Below are 24,310 nucleotides of genomic sequence, written 5' to 3'. Positions count from 1 at the left end.
CTCAGAGGGAGAGCCCCGGCACGTGGCCATCCTTGCTCATTGTGCGGCTCCCGGCTCCATGATCCAGCTTCAGTATCTGCGCTGGATCGAGCGATGGCGTTGGCGATCGTGAACCTACGAACGCAACCGGCTAGATGACCCAGAAACGGCCGCTTAAGGCTGCCAAGCCGCTTCCCGCTTTCTGCCATTTGTTCATCTCGCGATAGCCGATCACTCACATCAAGGCTGGATGCTTGAATGTCCTCAAATGTTAAGAGCGGGCAGTTCACCTGCGGGTACGCAGATGGCGCTAGCCGATGTCGCGGCGGACCGCCTTTGCCAAAAACCATGGTTGAGCGGGAAGCCGCTAGGCTTCCCGAAACCTCCCCTGGCAGGGGAAATGGGAAGGGTAGACGTGTTTCAGTGTGGGGCGACTGTCCTACATCGAATGAACAGCTAGGCTATCTGCTGGAGCCTCGATACGATCGAGCATCCCGTAATCGCGGACGACGCTGGCGACCCGCAGCCGATAGTTCGTGAAGATGCCTGCTCGCCCTTGCGCCTGCGTGGCACGGTGCGCGAACGTGTTTCGCCACTGTTGAACAGCCTGCTCGTCCCGAAAGAACGAGAGCGACACCATCCTGTTTGGCGTGGACATACTTTGAAAGCGCTCGACTGACAGGAAGCCGTCGATCGTTTCCAACTCGCCGCGCAATGCAGCGGCGAGCGCAAGATACTGGTCCGTTCGCCCCTCGGCCAAATCGACCTCGAAGATGACAGCGATCATGGTTTTACCAGCGGCGCATGGGGCGTCGAGGCAAGTCTGAGGAACATCCGATCCTCGTGCAGGATGAAGCGTTCCCGCTTCGCGAACTCGTAGTTGCTTCGGCCAAGGGGATCATCGCGCAGTCGCGCACGGTAACCCTCGTAGGCGGCGAGGTTTTCGATGTTGTAGAGGCCATAGGCTGTGGTCGCCGACCCCTCATGAGGGGCGAAATAGCCGATCAGATCGGCCCCGCAACGCGGGATTGCTTGCCCCCAGTTGCAGGCATATTCCTCGAACGCATCGACACGAAAGGGGTCGATTTCATAGCGGATAAAACACGTAATCATGAATGGCCTTCCGGTGTTGCCGTGACCGGGCCTTCATAGATCGCGGGCTTTGGGCGATGCTTCGATCGGCATCGAACCATTACGGAAGCCGCATATGCGAGGACGTGTGCAACGAAACCCGCTTCGGGTGAGAGATAAATGCTGACTACGACCGGAATTGCCGAAATCGCCGCCCTGATCGGCGATCCTGCCCGAAGCGCGATGCTGGTGACGCTGATGGACGGGCGCGCGCTGACGGCGACCGAGCTGGCCGACGTTGCGGGGATCACCCCCCAGACGGCGAGCAGTCACTTGGGGCGGATGACGGAGGCGGGGCTGCTGGCGGTCGAACGGCAGGGACGCCACCGGTATCATCGGCTCGCCTCGGTGACCGTCGCCACCATGATCGAAAGCATCATGGCGGTCGCGGCCGAACCCGCGAACCTTGCAAACCGCAAAGTAAGGACAGGCCCTCGCGATGCCGCAATGCGACGCGCCCGCTCCTGCTACGACCATCTAGCTGGCAGCATCGCCGTAGCTGTCGCTGATCGCATGGGTGAGCGAGGCTACATCACCGATCTGGCTGATGGAGGCGAGCTATCCGCCGAAGGAATCATGTTCTTCCGATCGATCGGTGTTGATATCGATACGGCACTGAACCGCACGACGGCGCGCAGGCTGTTTTGCCGCCCCTGCCTCGATTGGAGCGAACGCCGCCCGCACATCGCCGGGACGGTCGGTGCAGCCCTCCTGAATGCGTGCATCGAACAGGGCTGGATGCGACGCAACGATCGCTCGCGGATTATCTCGATCACGAGGGCCGGAGCGCTGGCGCTCAACGTCAACTTCGGTATCAAACTAACCGAACAATAACCGGCTGTGTCGTTCCCGTTTGGGAACGACCAACAAGACGGCCTGCGCCGTCTCGTTTGGGATGGTTTTTCGAAAATGCAGAGGCAATGGAATATGTGGGCGCCGCCTGTCGGCTGGCGCAGCATTCTGATGTTGCAAAGGAGCTTTTGCGAATGCGCGTTGAGCCGGTCCACCCCTCTGATCCGATGGCGCTACTGAACCGCTCCGGGTTTGCCGGAGGCCATTGGATGTGAGTCACGCTGCCATATCGATGATGTTGGCGGCAGCATAGAATTGCTCTTCGGCTTCGGCAGGCGGGATGTTGCCGATGGGTTCTAGCAGCCGGCGATGGTTGAACCAGTCGACCCATTCCAGCGTGGCGTATTCGACGGCCTCGAAGCTGCGCCAGGGTCCGCGCTTGTGGATCACCTCGGCCTTGTAGAGGCCGTTGATGGTCTCGGCCAAAGCGTTGTCGTAGCTGTCTCCGACGCTTCCGACCGACGGCTCGATGCCCGCTTCGGTGAGGCGCTCGGTGTACTTGATGGACACATACTGGCTGCCGCGGTCGGAGTGGTGGACGAGGCCGCCACCCCGAAGTGGCCGACGGTCGTGCAGTGCCTGCTCAAGCGCATCAAGGACGAAGCCGGCATGCGCGCTCTGGCTGGCGCGCCAGCCGACGATCCGGCGGGCATAGGTGTCAATGACGAAGGCGACGTAGACAAAGCCTGCCCAGGTCGCGACGTAGGTGAAGTCCGACACCCAGAGCATGTTCGGCGCCGGCGCACGGAATTGCCGGTTTACCCGGTCGAGCGGGCATGACGCCGTCCTGTCGCTGACAGTGGTGCGCACCGGCTTGCCGCGGATCACGCCGGCCAAGCCCATCGTCCGCATCAGGCGGGCAACGGTGCAGCGGGCGATGTCGAACCCCTCCCGCCGCAGCTGGCGCCAGACCTTGCGCACGCCGTAGACGCGGAAGTTCTCCTCGAACACGCGGCGCACCTCCAGCCCGAGCGCATCATCACGCCGAGCCCGAGCCGACCTCCTGGTCGGCTCAATCCTTCTGGCTGCATGCGCATGGTAGGTGGATGGGGCGATCGGCAGAACCCGGCAGATCGGCTCGACCCCGTACACCTCACGATGCGCGTCGATGAACGACACCATCACCTCGCTCGGCGGTCGAGCTCCGCCATCGCAAAATACGCCGACGCTTTCCTGAGTATCTCGTTGGCCTGGCGCAGCTCCCGGTTCTCGCGTTCCAACGCCTTCATCCGGTCGGCAACATCGCTCGGCACGCCGACACGCGTGCCGCTATCGACCTCGGCCTTCTTCACCCACTCGTGCAGAGTTTGGCCGGCACAGCCAATCTTCGCTGCAATCGACACCACCGTTGCCCAGCGCGACGGGTGATCCTTCTCGTGATCCAGCACCATCCGCACGGCGCGCGCGCGCACCTCAGGCGAAAACTTGTTCGTGGTCTTGCTCGTCATAGCCCCTTCCTCTCAGGAGTTGGAGCCTCCGACAAACCCGGCGCGGTTCACTACAGCTACTCGATCAACTTTCGGTCACGCTGGCTGGTATAACCGGAGATAGCGGGAGATCGTCATTCGACCCCTACGATGTAGAGGGAGCCGGGGCCTCGTTTGTACTGGCGTATGACGCACAGGGTAACGCTCTGGGGTGCGGGGCATATCGACCGCTTCAGAAGGGCGTGGCGGAGTTAAAGCGGATGTTCGCCATTCCGGCAAGTAAAGGGGTGGGATCAGCTATTCTAAACGATCTTGAAAGGAGAGCAGAAGCCGATGGCTATCGCGAGTTGTGGCTGGAAACACGATTGGTAAACAGCCGCGCCGTTAAGTTCTACGAGAGGAACGGCTACCATCGCATTCCCAACTTTGGCAAATATGTTGGACGGCCTGAGGCAGTCTGCTTTTCGAAGACCTTGGGACGGGAAAGCGTTATGACGGCATAAAGCGCCAACTGGACACATCCTATGGTGATGCCATGCCGATCGTCACTCTCGACTGGGAACCCGTGACGGGAATCCCGCAGCGCCGATCGGGCTGACGGCCGCCTGCGGGGCCCACTTTCCCGAAATCTATTCGAATGCATTTTCCCGAAACTATAGGGCGAAGGCGGAGTAACGGGAAAGCCGCTCCCCATCCCAAGCAGTGCGTTTCGAGAACGCAATCGACGCGGTGAGCGACCAAGATCGTCCATGTCGCGATCACTCGCTCAACCGCTGTGAAGACCCACATCCGGTCATTCGCGCCGTCTTCATCGCTTCCCAACTTCAGACGTTCGTTCATGTTCGGAGCGGGAGTCTTGCAGCCAGCATCAGCGCGGGCCAGGCGGTCGTGAGCTGTCCCGAAAAGGATGGTGAAATGGGAAGGCGGGCAATTCTGATCCTCTCCCGTTGTACGCTTGGCGTACAACGGGAGAGGATATGTCGTTAGGACTGATGCAGAACTACGTCGAATCCTTCCTCGGGCGCTGGCGGGACGAAATGCTTAGTGAATAAGGCGAAGTCGTCATCGCTCACGGTAAATTCGTGCGTACCGTCGCTATTTCGCTGACTTAGCCGGGATTTGCAGACTTCATCGGGCACGTCGAGATAGTGGAGTTGATGCCGGCACCCCGCATCTTCAAACAAGGATTGCATCCACGCCCGGCTTGCAGGTGTGTTAGCGGGGAAGTCCAAGACAACCGAAAGACCTGACCGTAGTAGGTCAACAAGATGCGCGCTCATTGCTTCTCGCAGACGTGTCGCGTTGCGAACATAATCAGCGAGGCTATTTTGCTCGTCGGGGTACAAGCGAGCCAACCAGTGATCTTCCTTCACAACGACCGTATGGGCCTGCTCCCCCAAGGCACTCGTAAGCGTGGATTTCCCAGCAGCGATTTTACCGCACACAAGGTGCAGGGTTGGTTGTTCCCAAGACATATTTCCAAAAACCTTCGCGGATGCATGCAGCATCATTAAATTCACAAGCGGATAGACCCGGCCCGACGCATCAAGCCGGGTGGTTAATTCGTCCGCTGTTCGCAATGGCGATGTGAATCACGAAAGGCATTGCATGAAGATGCCAGTCCTTATGGCGGTAGTCCAGCGTGGAACGGCATCCGAGGTCGCTGGTCGCCCCCACCATGTTGCGGCTCCCGATTGGGAACGGCGATCGAGACCGGCGAGGCTTTCCCATTGGGATCGGGAAATGGGAAGGGCCAAAGCCCCCCCCACATCGTCGATTGTCGCACAAATCAGCTCAAATCCACGATCCGCGTCAGCAAGCCTTCCCTGATCGTCATGAATGATGCACCTCGCATGGCGACCGGTTCACCGGCCTTCATAGAGTCAAGATCGACAGCCGGGGTGCCGGTCCAATCCACCTCCATTGCGACACGATCACCATCAACAACTGCGTTGGTGATGGTCTGATGGCGGGTCGCGAACATCGTGGCCGCTTGTTCCGCAAGTTCGGCGAAGGCTGCCCGACCCTTGATCTTCATGCTTTGTCCCGAGTTTGATACGTTTTCGAACACAACATCGTCGCCGACACATGCCACCAGCGCGGCTGCGTCCTTACGATTGTACGCATCGATGTAGCGTTGGATGATTGCAGGTAGCGTCACAGCTATCGCCCTTCTTCCAGGAGCGCGGAGCCTGTCGCCATTACGTTTGGCAAGGCAGCTCCCGCTTCAAACTGACAATGCCTGTCGGCATCGGTTCACTCGGACGGACCCGACCTGACGTATCAGGCCGGGTTATTAAATCGTCCGCTGGTCGCTACCGCGATGTGAACAACGAAGGTCATGCGAGCAGTATGCCTGTCTTTATGAGATTGTCGAGCCGGCAACGTAACCGACTGCCCTTCCCGATTGGGAACGGCGATCGAGACCGGAGAGGCTTTCCCATTGGGATCGAATATCGGGAATTGCCTGTCCGCCTAATTCGGCAGCGGGTTCGAACGAGAGTGCTTCTCCCTAGACGCCCATGAACTTAGCAGCAGAACAATGACGCCGATTGAGATCATACAGTCCGCTACGTTGAAAATCGCGAACGGTCGCCACCCACCGAAGTGAAGATCAAGAAAGTCAACAACATGACCGAGGCGGGTTCGATCTGCTATGTTACCGAGGGCGCCGCCAAGAATTAGACCTAAGCCGACCCCATTGATTGGATCGCAGTTCATCAAGAGCCATATGGCGACGCCACCCGCAATAACGCTTGTGAACGCAACAAGCGCCCAGCGTGCAAGGTCGCTATCAGCTTGAAGATAGCTTAACGAAACGCCGTAGTTCTCGGCCCATCGTAGGCTAAAGAATGGGATAAGATCGATGACTTCGCGCGAACGAAGCGCGGCAGGATACGTTACTAGCCACTTTGAAATTTGGTCAAGGAGGAATGCCGCTACCGCAACGGACATTCCTACAAAACGTGTGCTGACAGCCCGCCCCGTATTCATTTGTTCACCCAGCAGCCGCGTGTGCGCTTTTACGAAAAAGGTATGGCGTCATAGCTCAAGCTCAACGGGCCGTCATCCACCCCAAAACGAACGACCAACGAGACGGCCGGCACCGTCTCGCATGGGATCGAGAATTGGGAATGGCGTGAAAGCCTATCTGACGCCAAAAAGGGGCCAGCGTCACGTACTGAGGCAGTAACAGTGTTGGCATTTATGGTTTGGGTTTTGCTAGCGGCCTCGGACCCAGCAGGGGCCAGCCTGACTATCGACGCGAATAGCCGTAGCATCAGAAAGGATGCCCGCCCTCTGTTGCCGCATATAGGTGGCCGGGTTGCTACCTCGCCACAGGAGTTTCCCACCCCAAAGGATTCATGGGCATATTATCACCAGTGGCCTGCTGTATATTGGGAGGCGGCCTTCGTCGGCGATAAATTGTTGCTAAAATTCGACGATGACAAAAATGAGTATCGGCTGACGATTGATGGCACCGCATTTCGATCGATCCCGCAGCCCGGCCGGGTGGAGCTTCTAGTCAAAGGGCTGGGGCCGGGACGCCACCATGTGCGTCTCGATAAATTGACGGAAAGCGTCGATTTTGTGCGCGCATTCAACGGATTCTTTATCCCGCGCAATGAAACGGCTCTACCACCGCCCAATCCACGCCCCCGACAGATCGAGTTCATCGGGGACTCGGGAATGACTGGGTATGGTGTCCGATCCGATACGCGTGCCTGCACGAAAGAGGAAGTTCGGTTACGTTCAGATAGTTCGGCGGCTTGGCCTTCGATCGTCGCGCATTCGATTGACGCAGATTATCAGGTGAATGCCATATCCGGCATCGGTCTAGTGCGCGATTTCAGCGGCGTTACGCCGAAGCGGGTCATGTCGGCGCTTTATCCCCGCACGCTGCCAAATGCCCCGCAAGAATGGCTCGACCCTTCATGGCGTCCCCAAGTCGTGGTTATCATGCTCTTCAATGACTTTGGGACTGAACTACGTCCGGGCGAGCATTGGCCGGATCGGGCTGCCTTGGTTGCGGACTACGTTCAGGCCTACCGACATCTCATTGATACAATCCATCGGCGCTCCCCTAGGACGACCTTTATACTCCCGTGGCCAAATTTAGACAAAATTACCGATATAACGACGAAGCAATTCAGCGCCAGCGCGCAGGCTGACATCCGCTCCGCAGCGATCAACGCTGGCGCAACGCACATCGACTTCCCAATATTGCCTGATTTTGAGCCGGAAAACTCTGCGTGTGATTATCACGGAAGCCGCAACGATCATCGGCGTCTAGCACAGTGGATGACCGCATGGTTGAATGATCGGCCAGAATTGTGGAGAACTTCCAACTTTCATTGACGTAGCAGACAGCCCTACAAGTCATCCGGCTGAATAAGGGCATTCCCGTTTGGGAACCCGTGACGGGAACCCTGCCGCGCCGGTCGTGCTGACGGACGCCTTCGGGCTCCACTTTCCCGAAATCTGTTCCCGAATGCATTTTCCCAAAACTGCCCTGTGAGGACGGAGAAATGGGAATGCCGCAACCGCCCCAAGCGGGGCGTTTCGGAAGCGCGATCGGCACGGTGGGCGGCTAAGGTCGACCACACCGCCATCGGTGGCTCAGCCGCTACGAAAGACCCAGTTGCAGACGCTTAAGGCACCTCTTCCCGTCCCCAGCTTCGGACGCCCGTTCAGCTTGCGGTGTCGGGAGGGATGCTAGCGGAAAGGCCGTGCTTCGCTTATATATGATACAAGGAGAATCGAGGGTCATGGCTAAGGGTCAACACGTCGTCCCAAACGCGGGTGGTTGGGGAGTAAAGAAGGCGGGCGCGTCGCGCGCGTCGAGCGTTCACACGACGCAAGCCGAAGCGATCGCAGCAGCTACGCAGATTGCACGCAACCAGAAGACCGAACTATACATTCACGGCCGTGACGGACGAATCCGCGAGCGCAATTCCTATGGAAACGATCCCCGTCCGCCTAAGGGCTGATCGTGCCGCCTTTTGACCGGTCGGTCTTTGTAAATTGCCCCTTCGACGACGATTTCGCTCCAATCCTGCAGGCGATTGCCTTCTGCATAACCGATTTGGGTTTCTATCCCCGTCTCGCCCCTGAGAACGCGGACAATGCCGCTAACCGGCTAGATCGCATCTTAGAACTCGTCCGTGGCTCGAAGTACGGCATCCATGATCTGAGCCGCTGTAAATCGACCAAGGTCGACGAGTACGCGCGGCTAAATATGCCATTCGAACTCGGCATTGATCACGGATGCCGGAAGTTCGGTGGAGGTCAGCTTACCGGTAAAGCCATCCTTATTCTGGAGGCGACCCGTTACGATTATCAAAAGGGCCTTTCCGACATCGCCGGATGGGACATCCACCCGCATGGCGGCGACTACATCGAAGCCGTTCGAAGCGTCCGGACATGGCTTGTGCGGCAGGCCGGAGCAGTTGCCGTTGGTGCATCCCGCATCCTCGGAAATTACGCTGCCTTCCAAGAATGGTATTGGGAGCGCGAACTAGCGCTCGGCGCTTCAGAAGATGACATCAAGGCTTATCCAACCGTGCAGATGGTTGAAGCGATGCGCGAATGGGTCGACGCAGGCCGCCCTGTCTGAGGTCGTTCAACCTACGGTTTAGCTTGTTCCTGGCTCACTCGCCGCCGCAGCCACCACGACCCAATTCCGGCCACTCGACCTACCTTGACTGCGTCCGACTTTCGGCCATTCGTTCATACCCGAGTTTGGCGGTACCCCAATCAAGGCGCCTCCGCAGGTCGAGCAAGCTGATGCGGGCGCCAGTCCTAAAATCACAGCATGTTGATTTGCCTGAGCCACAGTTCAACCAGCTCCGGCCACTTGCCGACAGGCTCGTTCGGGTGGCGGAGCGCGAAGGCGTGGCCGCCATGCGCGAACAGATGCAATTCGGTGGGGACGCCCGCCTTGTCGAGTGCGGAGGCATACATCAGGCTGTTGCAGACGGGGTCCGTCTCGTCGTTCCAGGCTTGAACGATGAATTGCGGGGGCGCGGCTTTCGTTACGGGCAGCTTCGGATCGAATGAACCGTCGTCCCTGCAGATATGGCCGGGATAGAGCGCGATGCCGAAGTCCGGACGGCTACTGATCGTGTCGATCGCATCGACGGGGCGATAGGTCGGCGCGAGGATGTTGCTGGTCTGCGCTACCAGATAGCCGCCGGCCGACATGCCCAGAACACCGATACGGTTGGCATCGATGCCGAGCTCAGCCGCCTTGGACCGTACCAACCTTATGGTACGCTGGGCATCCTGCAGAGCGCGTGGAATTTTCGGCGTAATCTGGCGCTGCGTCACCGGGTCCCAAAAGTCGTTGCCGCCCGGCGTACGGTATTTCGAGACGATGCAGGTGACGCCCCGGGCTACCAGCCAATCGCAAATTTCCGTGCCTTCCAGCCCGACGAACACCTTCTGGAAGCCGCCCCCTGGAAAGACGATAACCGCTGTCTTCGTTCTCGGCTCTTTCGCGGGCATGATGGTCATCGTCGGAACCGCGACGTTCATGACCACCTGTGACCGGCCGCTTGCCACGCCGGGGTCCCGATACGTCCTGACCGTTTCGCCGGACTGCGGCCTGAACGTCCCGTCGGGCGCAGCGCCCGGCCAGATATTCATCTGGCGCGATCCTGTGGGCGCTCGCCAGATCTCGACCTTCTCGAGCGTATCGTCAGGGGGAGAAGCAGGCTTGCCTTGCTCGGCGGCCGTCGAACCACCGCAAGCGCAAAGAGCCGCCGTTACCGCAAAAAGCCATACCATCTTCGATCGGGTCACGCGCGATCTCCTCATCATGGTGAATGGAAACGGCCTCTGCACGGGATGGGCGCAGAAACCTCATGGCTACATGTCTTGTCGGCGCCGGCGGAAGTATATGTTCGGCCTGTTCGAGCCGACAAAGGATATTAAATCCCGGCAGGCCATAGTTTATCTCATGGCCAATATTGCGGAGCCTTCGAACCGCCGGATCGACGCGGCCACCGTTTGCGAATGGCCGGTCCGATGACCTCGACGCGGTCAGTCCAGATCAGGCCGCCGAAGCCGTCCGGTACCTTGGCAAGTTCGTCGACCGTGTCCAGCCGCGTGAAGTCATTGGAACCCAGGCCGGACACCGACCCGACCAGCATGACATCGGTACTGGCGTTGGCCATGCGCGCAAGAAAGCGGTTGGGCCAGCCCCAGGCCAACCCCCGCATGTTCATCGCGGCGAGAACCGTCCCGTCTCTACACGCCTTTGGAACGTAACCTGTCCAGCCCAGTGCAGCATAGGTGAGCGTGCATTTCGCGCCGCGTCTGTCATGGACCACCGGCAGTTGCGGTCGAAGTCTCTTGGCTGCCTCCGTGGCAGGCGTGTCGCCGAACAGGGCGATGCGGCCCCAAGCCTCGGGATGCCGCTTGTCGATGTACAGGATAAGGTTCGTGCCCGACGACGCGCCGTCCTTCAACTGGACGAGGAAGCGCTGCTTCGGAAAGGCGCGCAACGCTTCGTCCAGCGTGGTCATCAGCCCCCGCCCCTGACCCCGGAGCGGGTAGGTCTTGCCGCCGTCCGCCGTGTAGCCATAGCCGACATCCAGGGACTTCATGTCCGCGAAGGTCGTCCGATTGACCGCACCTGCTCCGTCCGTCCGGCATTCCAGGCCGAAATCATGGAAGAGGACAAACTCTCCATCGGCCGCCTCCCTGACATCGACCTCGACGACATCCGCGCCGGCATCGATGGCGGCGCGGATCGAGGGTAACGTGTTCTCGATCAGGCGATGGCGTGGCGGCAGAATATGCCTGGCCTTGCAATCCTGGGGATTATCCGAGCTCCCCTCGAAAAGCTGATGTACGCCGCGTTGAGCAATTAGTATCGGCCGCCCTGTCGGTAGCTTTGCCAGCCAAGAAGCGTTCGCCAGATACAGGGGCACCAAGATCACACCTGCGCCTATAGCCGCCAAATATCGACATTTCATGAGTCCCCCATTGTTCAACGCGGTGGTTCATAGGGCGTGAACGTCGTCATTCATTCAAGCGGCGTACCCCAGTGGATCGCTAGCGAACAGGAGGATGCCTAATCGGCAAGAACTACCGGTAATAATGCGATTGCCGGCGCTCACAACCGATCTCCTGCCTTTTAACCGCTCTGTTGCATATACGGCTATCTATTGCTGTGTACCGTGCCCTCTTTCCCAACCATTAGACAGTGGTGTTCAGGTGCATTGCAGCTTTGCGATCGCGGTGACCCACAACACGACATTCAGCGGTCTTTTTGCGCTCCCCAACTTCGGACATTCATTCATGTTCGCTCGTGACGTTCCCCCTGCTTTTCATCCATGTTGAGTGAGAGTTTTCCGGCCTTTGAAGCCTCGGGCAAGGAGCCAGGACATGAAGAAGTCGAGGTATACGGAAGAGCAGATCGCCTGCGCGCTGAAGCAGGCGGAAACGGGCACGCCGGTGGCGGAGGTCATCCGCCGTATGGGCGTATCGGAGCAGACCTTCTATCGCTGGAAGAAGGTGTACGGCGGGCTGGTGTCGGTGAGCTGTGGCGGGTGAAGCAGCTCGAGGACGAGAACCGGAAGCTGAAGCAGCCGGTCGCGGATCTGAGCTTGGACAAGCACATCCTTCAGGACGTCCTGTCAACAAAGCTTTGACGCCTGACTGGTAGAGCTTTGGGGAGCGCGTCACGCGGCATGCTCTGTCCAGTGAGCAGGATGAACTGCACCTGATCCGGAGCACGACGCCATTGTCTAAGCGGACGGACTCCGGCTAGTCCCTCAAAACGTTTGGTAACGGAGATGGCATGCAGGGTACCTGGCTTCGTGAGCCGACCGCCGGCCGCGCTATCATCTTCGTGCATGGTCTCTGGTCGAACAACCACTCCGCGTGGTCGAGCGCGGACACAAGCTGGCCCGAGCTGGTATTCGCAGATCCGCAACTCGACGGTTATGGGATCTACCTGTTCGACTACCAGACTACCACGAGTTCGAGGCTGTACGGCGCGGGGGACGCGGCCAAGTCGCTGACGGCTCTCATGCGGTCGGACGGGCTTGTCGATCTGAGCGAAATCGTCTTCGTATGTCACAGCCAAGGCGGGATCGTCGTACGGCACCATCTGGTGAGGGAGCAGCGCGAGTACGAGCGGCAACGAACGCGGGTCGGGCTGCTGCTTGTGGCGTCTCCGTCGCTGGGCTCGCACTACGCGAGCCTGGGTGCCTTCCTCTTCCACCATGTCCAGCTGCGAGGGCTTCGCTTCTCGCAAGACAACAAGTGGCTGAACGAGCTCGACGCCGATTTCATCGACATGAAGGAGAAGGACCTCTTCCCCTTGTTCGGCAAGGAGCTTGTCGAGGAACACCCGATGTTCCTGCGAGGTTTGTTGTCCGGATGGCAGATCGTGGCGCCACATTCTGCTGCCAAGTACTTCGCCAAGTCACGCATCATCGCAAACACCGACCATGGCTCCATCGCCAAGCCGACGTCGCTCGAAAGCGAGCAGCAACGCGAGCTCGTGCTGCTCGCGCAGTCGACCAGCCTTCCTTCCGATGCCGACTTCGTGGAGGCGCAGCAGGCCGCCTCGATGCAGCTGCGCAGGATCTTTGTCGATCCAGCCGCAGCCCGTTCGATCGCGGGGCCGTCGCCGGCCCTTCTCGCCGCCGCGCCCCCTGTAGCGCGCCTCTCGCTGCGCGAAGCTGGGGAGACTTGGTGGAATGGCGATCAGCAGGTTCTCGTCCAGCTGGGTAGCGAGGGCATGGGGAAGACGTGGGGGGCGCTTGATCTTCTGCGGGTACTGAGCGCAAGGTCGAACGGTCCTCTGCCGGTGATCCTCACCGCACAGCATGCGGCCGGGAGCAAGGACGGATTGGAGGCGGTGCTTTCCGCGCTGTCGGACGTGGGCGAGCACGCAGGCCTGCGTGGCGGAGGGACGAGAAAGATTTGGCTTGAGCGGCTTGCGCGCTGGGCGACCGCCGCTCCGGAGTTGCGGCTGCGGCTGCTCATCCTCGTGGACGGGCTCGACGAGGTCGATCCATTCAGGTGGGACACTTGGATCGCCCCGCTTCTGACCGAGCAGTGGTCCGGCTTGTTCCGGCTGGTCCTGACCTGCCGGGAGGACGACTGGCGCCACAGGGTAGGTCTGGACGAGGTCTTGCCCGTCGGGACTGAGCAGGGATCGGTGACGCGCTTCAGCACCGACGAGCGGGACGAGTATCTGAGAAGCCGTCACGTCGATCTCGCGGCCGTCTCCGAGCACGTGCTGGAAGCCGCTCTGCACCCACGAACGGCTTTCCATCTTACGCGCCTCGCCGCGGAGCTCGGCGACATGACCAGGATCACGCGAGAGCAGCTCCTGCTCCGTGACTTCCAAAACCGACAAGTCGTGAAGGGCGGTCTCCTCACTCCCGACGGCTTCAAGGCGCTAGTGATTACACAAGCCGCCGCAGCTCAGGCGGCGGCGCTGGCACAGCAGTCGTACCGCGTCACCCCGGGTGCGCTCGTCGACGCCGCGGCCGACATTAGCGGCTATGATCGCGGGCAGATGAGAACCGTACTGAGCGATCTAATATCAGGCGATTGGCTTCAGAGAGACCCAACGTCGGCTCACCTGCTCGTCTTAAGCGACAGTTCGCTGCCGGACGCGGTCGGGTTCGCGCTGGCCGATCTCGTACGGGGGAGCGGACCTGAAGCCGCGCTACCGGAGATCGACCGATTCCTGGAGCCTTGGGGCGCGGACGATCTCGTGGAGAAGGTTCTGCGGACCTGCGCCACCGCCCTGATCGTCGATCCGAGCAACGGCGACGACTTGTGCGAAGCAGTCATGGAGCGTTGGGAGCGCAGCCCGGCGCATGGCAGTGCCGGTCAGGACTTCTGGCGACGCCTTCACGTATTCCGGCCGGAGCTCTTCCTCGACTATTGCGCTAGGCACGCACGCGGCGCCTTCAACTGGCTGCTGCCCTGGGCAATCGCGTGCCTCTGGGAGGATCACCCGTCGCTTCGTCCGCGGGTGGAACGAAAGGTGGGCGAATGGCTTTCGGTGGTTCCGCTCCCCGAGGATCACGAAAGCGACCAGCCGGGCTACGATGCCCTCGTCAATCGCGACAGGCGGACGCAGCGTGAGCGTCTGGCCGACCTCGAGCTGTCGGAACCAGGCCGCTGGACGTCGCGCATTGGTCAGCCTGCCGGCACATGGCCGGCTGCGGCGGCCCGCACCGCCGCGCAGGTCATCGGCTTCCTGCCCCGACTGGCCTTCGTGCCCGCCTTTGCCGACTGGGCGGAGAACCACGCCGCAGCAGGGCATGTCTCACACGATTGGGAGATCGCTACGCTCCTCCGGCACAACGATTTGGACCACGAGGCTACCCTGAACGCCGTCCGAGCGGAAGCGGATCGCCTCTCCTCGATCCACGGACATGGTTCAATCGCCGCGGCGCACCTGCTGCGCGCCACGGGCGAGCCCGAGGACGCCGAACGCGCCGAGACGCTGGATCCTAAGCGTGGAAGGGTGGGCCGGTCATGGGTCGAGCGGATGCCAAGGACGGACGTCCTGCGCCTGACCTCTACGCTTCCGCGCCCCGGCATGGTGATCGACGTGCTTGCAGACTTCGCAGCCGATCCGACGATCACGCTCGATCCTTCGCTCGCCGAAGCCCTGCGCGTCCATGTGGAAGGCTTGTCGTCGACGGACCTTCCGGGTCTCTTCGACCACGGCGGAGCGAAGTTGGCGGTGGTGCTCCGCTGGCAGCCGGAGACGCTTGTCGCTCTCTATCGCAAGTTTCTTAGCAATCCGGTCGCTATGCCCGCATCTCACGGAGCATCGCAGCATGAGCGCGCCGAAGACGCCTATGCCGACGCGGACTTTCGTCGTCACGCGCTGGGCGCGCTACCGTTCCTCTCGCCGGATGAGTGCGCCGCCCTCGCTGAGCTGGTCGACGGGCGAGCGGCACCGGACGGCGCCGGCCGGGACGCGGCCAACGCCTTGAGGCTCGCGCATCGCCCTTTATTCGAGCAGATCGCTCTGCTCGAGGGTACGCCGAGTAGTTCGTGGCCGCGCGACTACCGATACTTGTTGAACGAGCCGGTCGGCAGCGAGGCCGTGGATTTGGTCGCCCGCGTCGACCTTTCGGCACCCGCCGGCGAGCTGACGCCGATGCTGAGGCTCTTGAAGACGCTGGTGATGCGGTTCGGCGTCAGCTGCGCGCGCGACTGGCGCGCCGGCCTGGATCATCCGGATGAGGACGTCCGTCTGATCACTCTCCAGACTGCGACATACTCCGATGGCGAGAGCGCGGCCGCGCAGCTCCTGACGATCACGGGGGCGGGATCGATCGTCGGTGTAGATCCGCTCGGCTTCGACACGTCCGCTCTGCTCCTCAAGACGTCCGACGACGTGCTGCGGCCGCTGCTGCATCGCCTTCACCCCGAAGCGCTCGTCCAGAGCTACCTGCACCGTCCCCAGCTTCAATCCGAGATCTCGCCACGCATCCGCGCCTGGGCGGAGGCGAAGCTGCTTACCCCTCGGACCTCCCGATCGTTCGGCGGAAGCTACAGCTACTTCGCCCAGCGCGACGAGGCCTTTGCGGCATACGTAGCCGACGAACATGACCCCATGACCCGCCTCCTTCGAACCGCGTGGGAAGATCGGGCCATGCGCGACAACATCCGCTGGGAGCACGGCGAAGGTCCCGCCTGGGCGCTGATCAAGGCCCTCGCCACGCGGGAACCGGAGCTGGTCAAGACCATCTGGCGGGAATGCGTCGGCGACGGCGGTAGCATCTGGGTAGGCTCGATCGAGGAGTTCCCCTGCGACCTTCCGGCAGGTCGCCTGTTCGACGACCTTCGAGCCGAAATGCTTGGCCGCGCGAACAATGACGAAAGGCTCTTCACCGCGGTGCGCGGGCTGGAACGGCACGGACACCGCGAGTTCCTGCTGAACTGGATCGCCGCGAGCCTCACGGGCGGTCGGGCGCTCATGCGCGCCAGGGGGCTGACCGCAGCCGGGTTCCTCGTCGCGAGCGACGACGCGATCAGCTTCTGGGAAGGCCTTGACGCCGACGCGGCTCCTTCCGGCTGGCTGGGAGAGGTTCGTTCGAGCGCGAGATCGTGGTTTAGTCGCGTTCAAGCCGCGAGCCATTGGTACCGAAATCTTCGAAGCGCGGCATCCGAGGAGGAGGCATATCGCGCTTTCTGGCTCTTCAATCGGACGAGCGATCTCAGATACTCGCTCTACTTCCAAGAAAAGCCGTACCGTGTCTCTCCTGCGAGCTGGCGCGCGCAATGGCTCGACTTCTTCGGGAATGCGATGAAGACCGCACGGAACGACGCCTCTGTCACTCTCAAGCACACGCACGTGTCAGGCGCTACGGTCGGAAACATCATCAACGGTGCCTGAGCGGGGCGGTGCAAGGCGGACGGCCTCCGCAGTATCGCGGTTGACGATGGCTCCTACCTGAAGAGAGGCGCGGTGCGTTCGCGCGGCACTGGTGGGACACGTACTGGACGGTTACCGGGGACAACGAGACTTACGCCGCATGGACCTTGCTGCTCGCATGCATCGACCGGCGCGGCCACGTGTGGATGCGAATCCCGATGACGCCGACAGCCGCGTGCAGCGGCGCCTAGGGGCTATCAATCGACAGCAGAAACCGTTCGTCCTGCGTTTGAAAAACGCTACGCATCGTCCCCACTATTATCAGTTTCGCCCGCCATATCATCCGCCAGAGTCTCGCGCCATTTTTCAACCAGCTTCTCCAAGCGCTCCTGAAAAACTTCGACATGGGACAAGATCGCGCGGCGCTCGCCTTCCAGATCAATCGAGACTTCTTCACTCTGCCCTGACGGTGCTGGTTGGTCTTTCAGTGACTCGAAGTCACCGTTGATCAATTTTTCGTAGAGACTCTTCAAATCTGCCTTGTTGGGCACCGGTGTTGCAAAGAATGCCCGCCAGCGCTCAAAAAAGGCAACAAGCTCTCGCTCTTCATCGGTAAGCGCTTGCCATTCCGCATTGTCGATCGCGCGGATCTCAGGGCCGCGGGTTAGGAGCAGGCCGCTCATCACCAGATGTACCAGCGCAGCGTACATCTCGCGCAGCAGATCGTCACTCGTCTCCCTGCGGCCATATATCCGCCAGGGATCGCCACCGGGCACCATAGAGGCGAGAACTTTGATGGCCGGGCCATATCCCGCCAAGGGGTCAGCCGGGATTGGGAGAGCTCGGCGATTCGTCCAGAGCTTTAGAATGAGGTCGACAGCGCGATCCTCCGCCGACTTACGTTCGTTCCCATCGCTTCGCTCGGCGATCTCGATCAACTGGGCGAGATGATGTGCCATCCATCGTGTCGGAAGTTCGCCGCGGGCATCAAGCTGAAGTTGCCGAACGATCTCCCGTCCAACGCCCAATATATCCTTCGGCGACGTGGAATCTCCCAGCCCCGTCGAAGCGGTAGACTCTGTCGTACGCCGCCTCGGGGGTTTGATCTTCCGCGTCATAGCTTCGTCGACTGTTACGTCCTTCACGTCTGATCTCCACTTCGATCACCAGCTCGAGACCCTCGGCTGCCAGAAATTCCCGCAATTGCTCGCGCTCAACCAAAAGCCGACGGCCGGCCACGAATTGTTGCGCCTGATAGCGTTCTTCGTCGCGCTCATTCTCTCCCCAAACCTCGTAGAGGAACATGGGCGGCTTGCCGGGCGTGGACCAAGAGATCCTGCCTTCATCGTTTCGGGCCAGGCCGTGCGCTCCGGACACGCGACGGCCCGGCGTCCAGTCGATCAGGCTGGCATTCCCGCGCAGCGGATCGAGCTCATCGATATCGCCAACCGCCGAGATCGTGCGAAGCCATGGAATCATTTGGTATGGGCCGTGTTCGGCCTCGTCATGATCCGACTCGTCTCCGTCTCGCGGGAGCCCATAGTCCCAGGCACTCTCCATCGTCTGGAGCGTGCGCAGCAGCGATGGTGCGAGCTCCGGGTCCACAAGCGCGCTCGAAAACGCAACTGTCTCGGAACGTTCGTAGGTGGCGATCCGCCAACCGCCGGCAACCAGCAGATACTCCGGGCGATCCGCCGGCATTAGCTCACTACGCATCTTGGCTTCCGTTACTTGATCGACCCACGTGCCCAGAGGCTCGCTGGGCTGGCGCCAGAAGTCCTCGCAAAGCGGCACGGGTTGCCGAATGTCCGTGGCCCAGTGCGGCGGCTGGGTAAGCATTTCGCCCGACACCCTCCGAGCCATGGCATCCCAATCGCTATCGGGGATTGCCGCGAGTGGCTCGGTTTTCATCAATTGACCGACCGCGCACCATAAGGCGTGCCACTCGAGATGCGTGTTGAGCCTTTCCAGTGTCGGGTTCGCCCCATGCCCATTGCTGGCGAGCGACCATTCCCGCTCCGAGAACCGGTGACCGCGGCGTTCGGCTTCATAGGAGCGGATTTTTCCGTCATAGCCCCAGCGGTCGATGATCCAGTTTTCCGCTTCGGCAAGCAGCTGCGCCTGAGAAACATCGGCAAAGGCATCGAGCACGCGATCGTACCAATAGGGTATGGTGTCCATCGGATCGAAATCGAAGCGTCGTTCCTTGTCGACCGAAAGGGGGTTTCGCGTGCGTGCAGACCAATCCGGACGTTCGACCGGTTCGAGGGTCGATTTGCCCACGCATTCGAGAGCGTGCCGGGTGTCCTTATCAAGCGGAAGCACGCTCGCCGCGGCCAGCTTGAGACAAGCGTCGCGCGCGAAGCTTGTCAGGAGAATGTGCGGGAAATCCTGATCCAATGCTGTGCGCAGAAGTTCCGTGCCGGCGAGCGTGGCGACCTGCGGCACCTCGCCCGCAATGCGATCGAACGCGATGACGAACCACATCCGCGCGGCGATCCAGTAAAAATCGAGAGCGGGCGAACGAAATACGGTCTCGGTCTTGCGGCCATGCTCGCGAGTCAGCGCTTGCAGCTCCGCGGTTGCGCCGAGCCTCGCCAGACGCCGCATCGCGTGTGCGGCACGCCATCGGACTCGGACATCGTAATCGCCCATGCATGCATACAAGAAGCGGGCAACGGCCTCGGGGATGCCAACAGGCACATCTTCCGACGCCCAGATTTGGTCGCGGTCTTCGAGGTCGATACGGTCTGCCAGTCTTCGCGCATACCAGGTCGCCGTGCCAGCCGCCGATTGCGATCCGAGATGGCCCGCAATCAACACTGCCAGGGCAAAGACTTGGTCACCGCTGAATGCTTGCCCGTGCACTTCCACCCCGCGGAGGATAAGATCGACGACCGAAGCGGAGGCCATCCCGGTCCATTCGATCGCCGTGGGGAGCGACGTCTCGCCGTGCGCGATGTAGCGAATGAAATCCGGGAGCCGGCGGGTAATCACGCCCGGAAGTTTTGACGATGCCCAATGCCGAATTGCCGGGGAATCCCATTGCGGCAACAGGGTCAAAAGCCGCTCGACGACTTCACCGCCTACGCCAATCTTCACGCCGGTCAGGGCGTCCAGAAAAGCGGTGCGATCCCGCAGGTCAACATTGCAAGCGGCCCATCCGACAACCTCGGAGGCAGAGATATAATTCTTGCTCGCACGCGCGACGTTGAGCGCCGCTTTGATCTCTTGTTCGAGCTTTTCGGTGTCGAGCAGGACATCCCGCGCCCAGCTAGGCCGGGGCGTTGTCGCCTTGGAGGTCCTGTCGATACCTCCCAATCCGCCGGAGGCGCGACCCCGCTTTACCTCCGGCAACTTAGCGAGGAACGCGCCGCGTTGGAGCAGCGCATTCCCCATGAATCCCGGCGATTGCACCTTTTCAACACGCGCGATTAGCTTACCGTTGTCACGGTGATTGTGCCGGATGAGCGCATCCCAGGCGGCTTCTTCCAGAAACGACGCAAGGGGGGCATCGGAGGGGAGATGATGCAACGATGCTTCGACGACGCCGTGATCGCCCTGCATCATCAGCGCGAGTGCCATAGCGACAGACGGCGAAACCAGGCCGGTCGCCAAACCTGATTTCAGGACAGGCTCGAGCGTCTCTCGAAAACTTGCGAGGTTTGCGTCTTCCCATTTGGCGGCATTGGCCAGGGCGACTGGAAGGTCGAGTTGGGCAAGGGCGTCCATCACGGAATCCCATGGAAGCTCTCCCTCTCCGTCCAGGCGGATCGCGGCGTCGGCCAGCACTTCGGAGAGCTCGCGTGCGGCTGTACGTCGATCCGCCACATCGGCGCACCCCTGCTTGAACAGCACCGCCAGCAGTTTCAGCTGTCCAATGATCTCCCGATCCAATTGGCTCGCCGCCTCCACTGCGCTCTGGAAGATCGCGCTGGCATCGTCGGGACTGATCGGCACCAACAGACGCGCATAAGCGAGCAGCGCCTTTGATTTTTCGTCCGCACCGATACGATGTCCGCGAATGGCCACGACCGATTTGGTGATATAGGCGAGCATGTCGGTGTGCAGTTCCGAGCGAAGCGCGATGCGCTCTCCGAATGCGAGATCGGGGGCAAGGTCTCCGGTTCCCCATCGTCCATGCACGCGCCGCGCCGTGGACAGCAGCAGGTTGGAATCGGCGCCGCGCGCGGCCAGAAGCATCATGGTGCGCGCCGCCGCCTGGGCGAGCGCGCTTCCGCTCAAATCGCGCGCCAGACGCCAACTATTGTCTTCGCGCTTCCTGGCTGCCGCTTCCAGCATTTCCGCGAGGGCGGCCGGTTCAGAAGCGACGACCAGCGCCGTTGCAGTGGCCGCGTAGATCGGGAAGATCGCGTTTGTGAGTTCGTTGAGCTTGCGGTCCGCATCGTTCTCGCGCCAAGCACGGCGCTCTTTCTCTTCCTTCGTTTCCGGCTCGGGACGCGGGACATATAGGTCGGTCGATACCGGCGTCGCCTTAGCACGGGCAGCACGGAGTGCATGCGCACGAAAGAGCAAGTCCAGACTTGCGGTCGCGCTGATGAACTGATTCTCGATCCGTCTGTTGGCAGGCCGCAAAATGGCGTCGAGAAAGTCATCCACCATGGTCTTCGCCGCGGCCTCGGTGGCCAGCAGCTCGCACCCCGACATGATGATATCGATAATCCAGCCACGCAGATCCGTCGTCGATGTCTGAGCCGACAGGAAGCGTCCTATGTCGAGCCGACGCCGCAGCAGAGCGGCGATTCCTGCCGCGAGGCGGCTCGGATCGACAGTCTCGCCAGCTATCGTCATCGGCACGAGTAGGAACGGCTCTTCCCAAAGTTTCAGTACACCGGTTGCAAGAATCCGATGAAGGAGATCGCCCTCGCCCTGCGCAAGAAGGCGGGGCACGAGCTGCCTTGCGACCTTCAGCCGCAGCCGCCTCGGTCGCCAGGTGCCAAGTGCTTCCAGTGCCTCTGCTGGCCCCTTTGCGCGTAGCACGGTCTCGATGTTCGCCGTGACATCGGAAACGTCGACTCGCCAGTCGCGCCGGTCGCGCTCGGCTGTGCTGTCCTGGCGCTCGGCCATCCATGCGCGGATCAGACGCCTGCCTTCGCGGAGCGAGACGTGATCGCCCGCAATGGCATCGACGACCTGCTTCTGGATCAGAAAGGCGCCATGATAGGCGATCTGCTCAGGGTCGGTTAGGATCAGCCGCCCGGCTGTCTCCGGCGCAAAGCGCACGGCAAGATCAGGATTGTTTGCGAGCAGCGCACGGAGTGCGCGCTCGGTCTTCAACCCCTCGCCGCCGATCAACACGAATCGCATCGCGCGCGCAGCATCGCCCGCCTTGCGACAAGCGAGGATCGCAAGACGCAGGCGGGTAAGCTCGGCTTCGCGGCGCTCCACGGGATCGAGGATCACGGGCGGGGACGGCTCTTCCTCGACCAAGTTCAGCAGATCGGCGCCGCGGTCCGCAGACAGGAGCGCGCCCGCGACGTGCTGCGCGGCATAGGCATCGCTCTTGCACCGCGCGAATAGCCATTCGGCGGTTCGGCGCGTAATCTCGTTAAGTGTCGACGCGCCCTCTTTGCGCACGAAATGCTCAAAGTCCTCGTCGGCAAACCCGACCTGGCCGTCGCGCAAACGGATCGCCGGTGCCATGTCGGTACAGATGTCGATCAGCGCTGGGACGGGGATATCGAGGACGCCACTCAAGTCCGTCAGCGGTACAGGGCGGGCAAGCGCAATCAGTCCTGCACAATATTTCGCGACGTCAGCCGGATTGCCGCTCTTGCCGAGCGCCAGCCGGAATTGTTCGCGGAATACCTGATCCAGCGACCGGCCGCCGGGCAGGAGGCGGTCGATGGCGAGTTCTGGCGCAGCCACGCCCAGGTCCAAGGCATAGGCCTGGACGCGCGGCACGCCGTGCGTCAGCTCATGGAAAAGATCGAGCCACTCGGCCGGCGCGTTCCAGACCGAACGCACATGGGCTTCGGTCTCGGCACGACTGAACGGCCGGAGCTCCATCGGCACATAATTGCCAGGCAGAGCGATCTCCGGCAACCGGCCGGTGCGCGCGGTGACGACGAACCGCACATTTGCTGGCAGCTCGCCCAGTTCGAGAAAATCCCGAATGAAACTCTGTTCTGCCGGCTTGCGGGCGGCGGCGGCGGTGACGGAATTGTCCGCCGCGTCGACTGCGATCACGATTAGGCCATCAGGATATTCGGCCGCATGCGCCTTGGCGGCATGGCAAAGACGATTCCAGAACAGCCGTGCCGGGTCGCTGAACTGATGCCGCCCGAGTAGGATGGGCAATCGAAGCCGGGTCGCAAGCTCGTTGCTTAGCTGCAGAAAAGCGTCGATCGGGCGATGCCGCAGCGCAGCCGCGTCGAGATAGGTGCCGCCACCATAGCAATCGAAGGTGACCATGACCGAATGATCCGGGAGGGTCGCCTCGATCTGCTGGAGCGCAGTCGTCTTGCCGATTCCGCCGACACCGTGAAGGCAGATGCGCTGCTCGCCGGCGAGAAGTTTCGAGGCCGCGTCGGCTACGCTTGCCCGCGGCACCCGGTTCGCGACCGACTTTAGTTCCGCGGGACATGGAAACAGCGCGCCGATGTCCGCGACGCCCAACCCGATGAGTATCTTCTCCTTGGTGATCACCTCCCCCGCGAACTCCGGCCGCATGCGATGGCGGATGAACTGCCGCAGTTTGGCGACCGCAGTTTGCATCTCGAGATCGGTCCAGCCGGCCATGTCGCCGAGCAGTTTGTCCTCAATGGCGAAGCGAGACCCCGTGCTGCCGTCGAAGCGGAGCGCGCCGGCGAAGAGCGGCAAATCTTTTTTGGCCAAGCCAGAAGCGTAGGCCAGCTTGATTTCGTCCGTGGCCTGCCCCTTCGGACGGTCGCGAGGCACCGCGACATCGCCGGTCGCGACCTTCACCGTCGCGGCAGCCAAGGCCTCGGCAATGGGCTGGTTGGTGACCAGCGATACCTCGATCGGGCCCTTGGGCTTCAAACTCCGGATTCCTGACCAGGCTTTCGCCAAGCGATGGAGCACGCTGTCCTCGCGCTTTTCGCCTTGCCAAATCCGCGCGACAGTCCAGCTGGCCGTAGGATTGGCCGCCGAATATTTGAGCTGTTCGATTACGATGCGATCGGCGTCCGACGCGCTGCGCCCACCTTCGTAGAGCGCGCAATCGACACCATCCCAAGTCGAATCTACCACACCGGTCGCGTCGGTCGGGACGATGCCCTCGACCGTCATTGCCTGTAACGGATCGCGGTCATCTAGGAGCCGCATCGCATGCCGTGCGGCCCAGAGTTCATGGAAATCGTCGCCGGTATTGGACCCCCGGGCGCCTGTAAAATCGCTCACCTGTTCTATCCTGCCCGTTTGATCCGGATCGGTTCTATTCGTCCTGCCGTTCTCGCTTTCGAAAGTAGTGCTGATCCCAAAATATCTTTGGGACGGCTCACTTACTCAAACGACGATGGAGAGCGTTCTCTATAGGTTCCTTTCGGCAACTACAACGGTACGCTCG

General features: G+C 61.2%; 16 protein-coding genes, 1 pseudogene and 1 other annotated feature. Of the genes and pseudogenes, 7 read left to right on the top strand and 10 right to left on the bottom strand.

Annotation, left to right across the window (positions count from 1 at the left end):
• Positions 1 to 418: 418 nt before the first annotated feature.
• Together KV697_RS19500 and KV697_RS19495 are read right to left on the bottom strand one after the other, a co-directional pair.
• Positions 419 to 766 (bottom strand): antibiotic biosynthesis monooxygenase family protein, encoded by a 348-nt coding sequence (locus tag KV697_RS19500; RefSeq protein ID WP_219019580.1) that lies wholly within the window; start codon positions 764 to 766, stop codon positions 419 to 421.
• Positions 763 to 1,092 (bottom strand): NIPSNAP family protein, encoded by a 330-nt coding sequence (locus KV697_RS19495; RefSeq protein ID WP_219019579.1) that lies wholly within the window; start codon positions 1,090 to 1,092, stop codon positions 763 to 765. The genes KV697_RS19500 and KV697_RS19495 overlap by 4 nt, the downstream gene beginning before the upstream one ends.
• A 138-nt stretch (positions 1,093 to 1,230) precedes the next feature.
• Between KV697_RS19495 and KV697_RS19490 the strand changes: the two genes are divergently transcribed.
• Positions 1,231 to 1,944, top strand: coding sequence for an ArsR/SmtB family transcription factor (locus KV697_RS19490; protein WP_219019578.1), 714 nt, complete (start codon positions 1,231 to 1,233; stop codon positions 1,942 to 1,944).
• Between the two features lie 234 nt (positions 1,945 to 2,178).
• Here the strand turns inward: KV697_RS19490 and KV697_RS19485 are convergent.
• Positions 2,179 to 3,410 (bottom strand): IS3 family transposase gene (locus tag KV697_RS19485; protein WP_219018235.1). Its coding sequence is split into 2 segments (ribosomal slippage): positions 2,179 to 3,119 and positions 3,119 to 3,410, totalling 1,233 coding nucleotides; the frame shifts between segments, so codons are not numbered across the junction.
• Positions 3,010 to 3,126: a sequence feature (AL1L pseudoknot), on the bottom strand. (Overlaps the previous gene by 117 nt.)
• A gap of 80 nt (positions 3,411 to 3,490) precedes the next feature.
• Here KV697_RS19485 and KV697_RS19480 point away from each other — a divergent pair.
• On the top strand, positions 3,491 to 3,892 hold the full coding sequence (locus KV697_RS19480) for a GNAT family N-acetyltransferase (protein ID WP_219021524.1): 402 nt from the start codon (positions 3,491 to 3,493) through the stop codon (positions 3,890 to 3,892).
• A gap of 480 nt (positions 3,893 to 4,372) precedes the next feature.
• Here the strand turns inward: KV697_RS19480 and KV697_RS19475 are convergent, their stop codons facing one another.
• The 3 genes from KV697_RS19475 to lspA all read right to left on the bottom strand — a co-directional run bounded on the left by KV697_RS19475 (position 4,373) and on the right by lspA (position 6,344).
• Positions 4,373 to 4,897, bottom strand: coding sequence for an AAA family ATPase (locus tag KV697_RS19475; protein ID WP_219019577.1), 525 nt, complete (start codon positions 4,895 to 4,897; stop codon positions 4,373 to 4,375).
• Positions 4,898 to 5,178: 281 nt separating this feature from the next.
• A complete protein-coding gene (locus KV697_RS19470) occupies positions 5,179 to 5,550 on the bottom strand; it encodes a nuclear transport factor 2 family protein (RefSeq protein WP_219019576.1) in 372 nt (123 codons plus the stop codon).
• Between the two features lie 314 nt (positions 5,551 to 5,864).
• Positions 5,865 to 6,344, bottom strand: coding sequence for a signal peptidase II (lspA, locus tag KV697_RS19465; RefSeq protein WP_306822667.1), 480 nt, complete (start codon positions 6,342 to 6,344; stop codon positions 5,865 to 5,867).
• Positions 6,345 to 6,692: 348 nt separating this feature from the next.
• Here lspA and KV697_RS19460 point away from each other — a divergent pair, with 348 nt between their 5' ends.
• The 3 genes from KV697_RS19460 to KV697_RS19450 all read left to right on the top strand — a co-directional run bounded on the left by KV697_RS19460 (position 6,693) and on the right by KV697_RS19450 (position 9,006).
• Positions 6,693 to 7,748 carry a GDSL-type esterase/lipase family protein gene (locus KV697_RS19460; protein ID WP_219019574.1) on the top strand — a complete coding sequence of 352 codons (1,056 nt, stop codon included), beginning with the start codon at positions 6,693 to 6,695 and terminating at the stop codon, positions 7,746 to 7,748.
• 386 nt (positions 7,749 to 8,134) lie between these two features.
• A complete protein-coding gene (locus KV697_RS19455; protein ID WP_306822666.1) occupies positions 8,135 to 8,380 on the top strand; it encodes a DUF2188 domain-containing protein in 246 nt (81 codons plus the stop codon).
• Between the two features lie 2 nt (positions 8,381 to 8,382).
• Positions 8,383 to 9,006, top strand: coding sequence for a hypothetical protein (locus KV697_RS19450; RefSeq protein ID WP_219019572.1), 624 nt, complete (start codon positions 8,383 to 8,385; stop codon positions 9,004 to 9,006).
• A gap of 191 nt (positions 9,007 to 9,197) precedes the next feature.
• On the opposite strand, the gene KV697_RS19445 is transcribed toward KV697_RS19450, so the two are convergent.
• Both KV697_RS19445 and KV697_RS19440 read right to left on the bottom strand, forming a co-directional pair.
• Positions 9,198 to 10,193, bottom strand: coding sequence for an alpha/beta hydrolase (locus tag KV697_RS19445; RefSeq protein ID WP_219019571.1), 996 nt, complete (start codon positions 10,191 to 10,193; stop codon positions 9,198 to 9,200).
• A 155-nt stretch (positions 10,194 to 10,348) separates the two neighbouring features.
• Complete coding sequence (locus KV697_RS19440; RefSeq protein ID WP_219019570.1) at positions 10,349 to 11,326, bottom strand: glycerophosphodiester phosphodiesterase family protein; 978 nt, start codon at positions 11,324 to 11,326, stop codon at positions 10,349 to 10,351.
• 457 nt (positions 11,327 to 11,783) lie between these two features.
• Here KV697_RS19440 and KV697_RS19435 point away from each other — a divergent pair.
• Together KV697_RS19435 and KV697_RS19430 are read left to right on the top strand one after the other, a co-directional pair.
• A pseudogene (locus tag KV697_RS19435) lies at positions 11,784 to 12,043 on the top strand (transposase); the annotation flags it as partial.
• 155 nt (positions 12,044 to 12,198) lie between these two features.
• Positions 12,199 to 16,782 carry a putative lipase gene (locus tag KV697_RS19430; RefSeq protein WP_219019569.1) on the top strand — a complete coding sequence of 1,528 codons (4,584 nt, stop codon included), beginning with the start codon at positions 12,199 to 12,201 and terminating at the stop codon, positions 16,780 to 16,782.
• Positions 16,783 to 17,060: 278 nt separating this feature from the next.
• On the opposite strand, the gene KV697_RS19425 is transcribed toward KV697_RS19430, so the two are convergent.
• Positions 17,061 to 17,720, bottom strand: a complete 660-nt coding sequence (locus tag KV697_RS19425; RefSeq protein WP_219019568.1) for a hypothetical protein — start codon at positions 17,718 to 17,720, stop codon at positions 17,061 to 17,063.
• 28 nt (positions 17,721 to 17,748) lie between these two features.
• The gene (locus KV697_RS19420; protein WP_219019567.1) at positions 17,749 to 24,144 is read right to left on the bottom strand and encodes a hypothetical protein; all 6,396 of its coding nucleotides are present in this window, start codon (positions 24,142 to 24,144) and stop codon (positions 17,749 to 17,751) included.
• Positions 24,145 to 24,310: the final 166 nt, after the last annotated feature.

Source organism: Sphingomonas sanguinis (genome assembly GCF_019297835.1).
Taxonomy (GTDB): Bacteria; Pseudomonadota; Alphaproteobacteria; order Sphingomonadales; family Sphingomonadaceae; genus Sphingomonas; species Sphingomonas sanguinis_D.
The sequence above is the reverse complement of the archived record's forward strand: the minus strand, read 5'-3'. Positions and strand labels throughout refer to the sequence as shown.

Excerpts from the sequence above, each read along its gene's own strand:
- KV697_RS19425 (WP_219019568.1), bottom strand. The coding sequence starts at position 17,720 with ATGGCACATCATCTCGCCCAGTTGATCGAGATCGCCGAGCGAAGCGAT.
- lspA (WP_306822667.1), bottom strand. The coding sequence starts at position 6,344 with ATGTCCGTTGCGGTAGCGGCATTCCTCCTTGACCAAATTTCAAAGTGG.
- KV697_RS19455 (WP_306822666.1), top strand. The coding sequence starts at position 8,135 with ATGATACAAGGAGAATCGAGGGTCATGGCTAAGGGTCAACACGTCGTC.
- KV697_RS19430 (WP_219019569.1), top strand. The coding sequence starts at position 12,199 with ATGCAGGGTACCTGGCTTCGTGAGCCGACCGCCGGCCGCGCTATCATC.
- KV697_RS19490 (WP_219019578.1), top strand. The coding sequence starts at position 1,231 with ATGCTGACTACGACCGGAATTGCCGAAATCGCCGCCCTGATCGGCGAT.
- KV697_RS19475 (WP_219019577.1), bottom strand. The coding sequence starts at position 4,897 with ATGCTGCATGCATCCGCGAAGGTTTTTGGAAATATGTCTTGGGAACAA.
- KV697_RS19500 (WP_219019580.1), bottom strand. The coding sequence starts at position 766 with ATGATCGCTGTCATCTTCGAGGTCGATTTGGCCGAGGGGCGAACGGAC.
- KV697_RS19495 (WP_219019579.1), bottom strand. The coding sequence starts at position 1,092 with ATGATTACGTGTTTTATCCGCTATGAAATCGACCCCTTTCGTGTCGAT.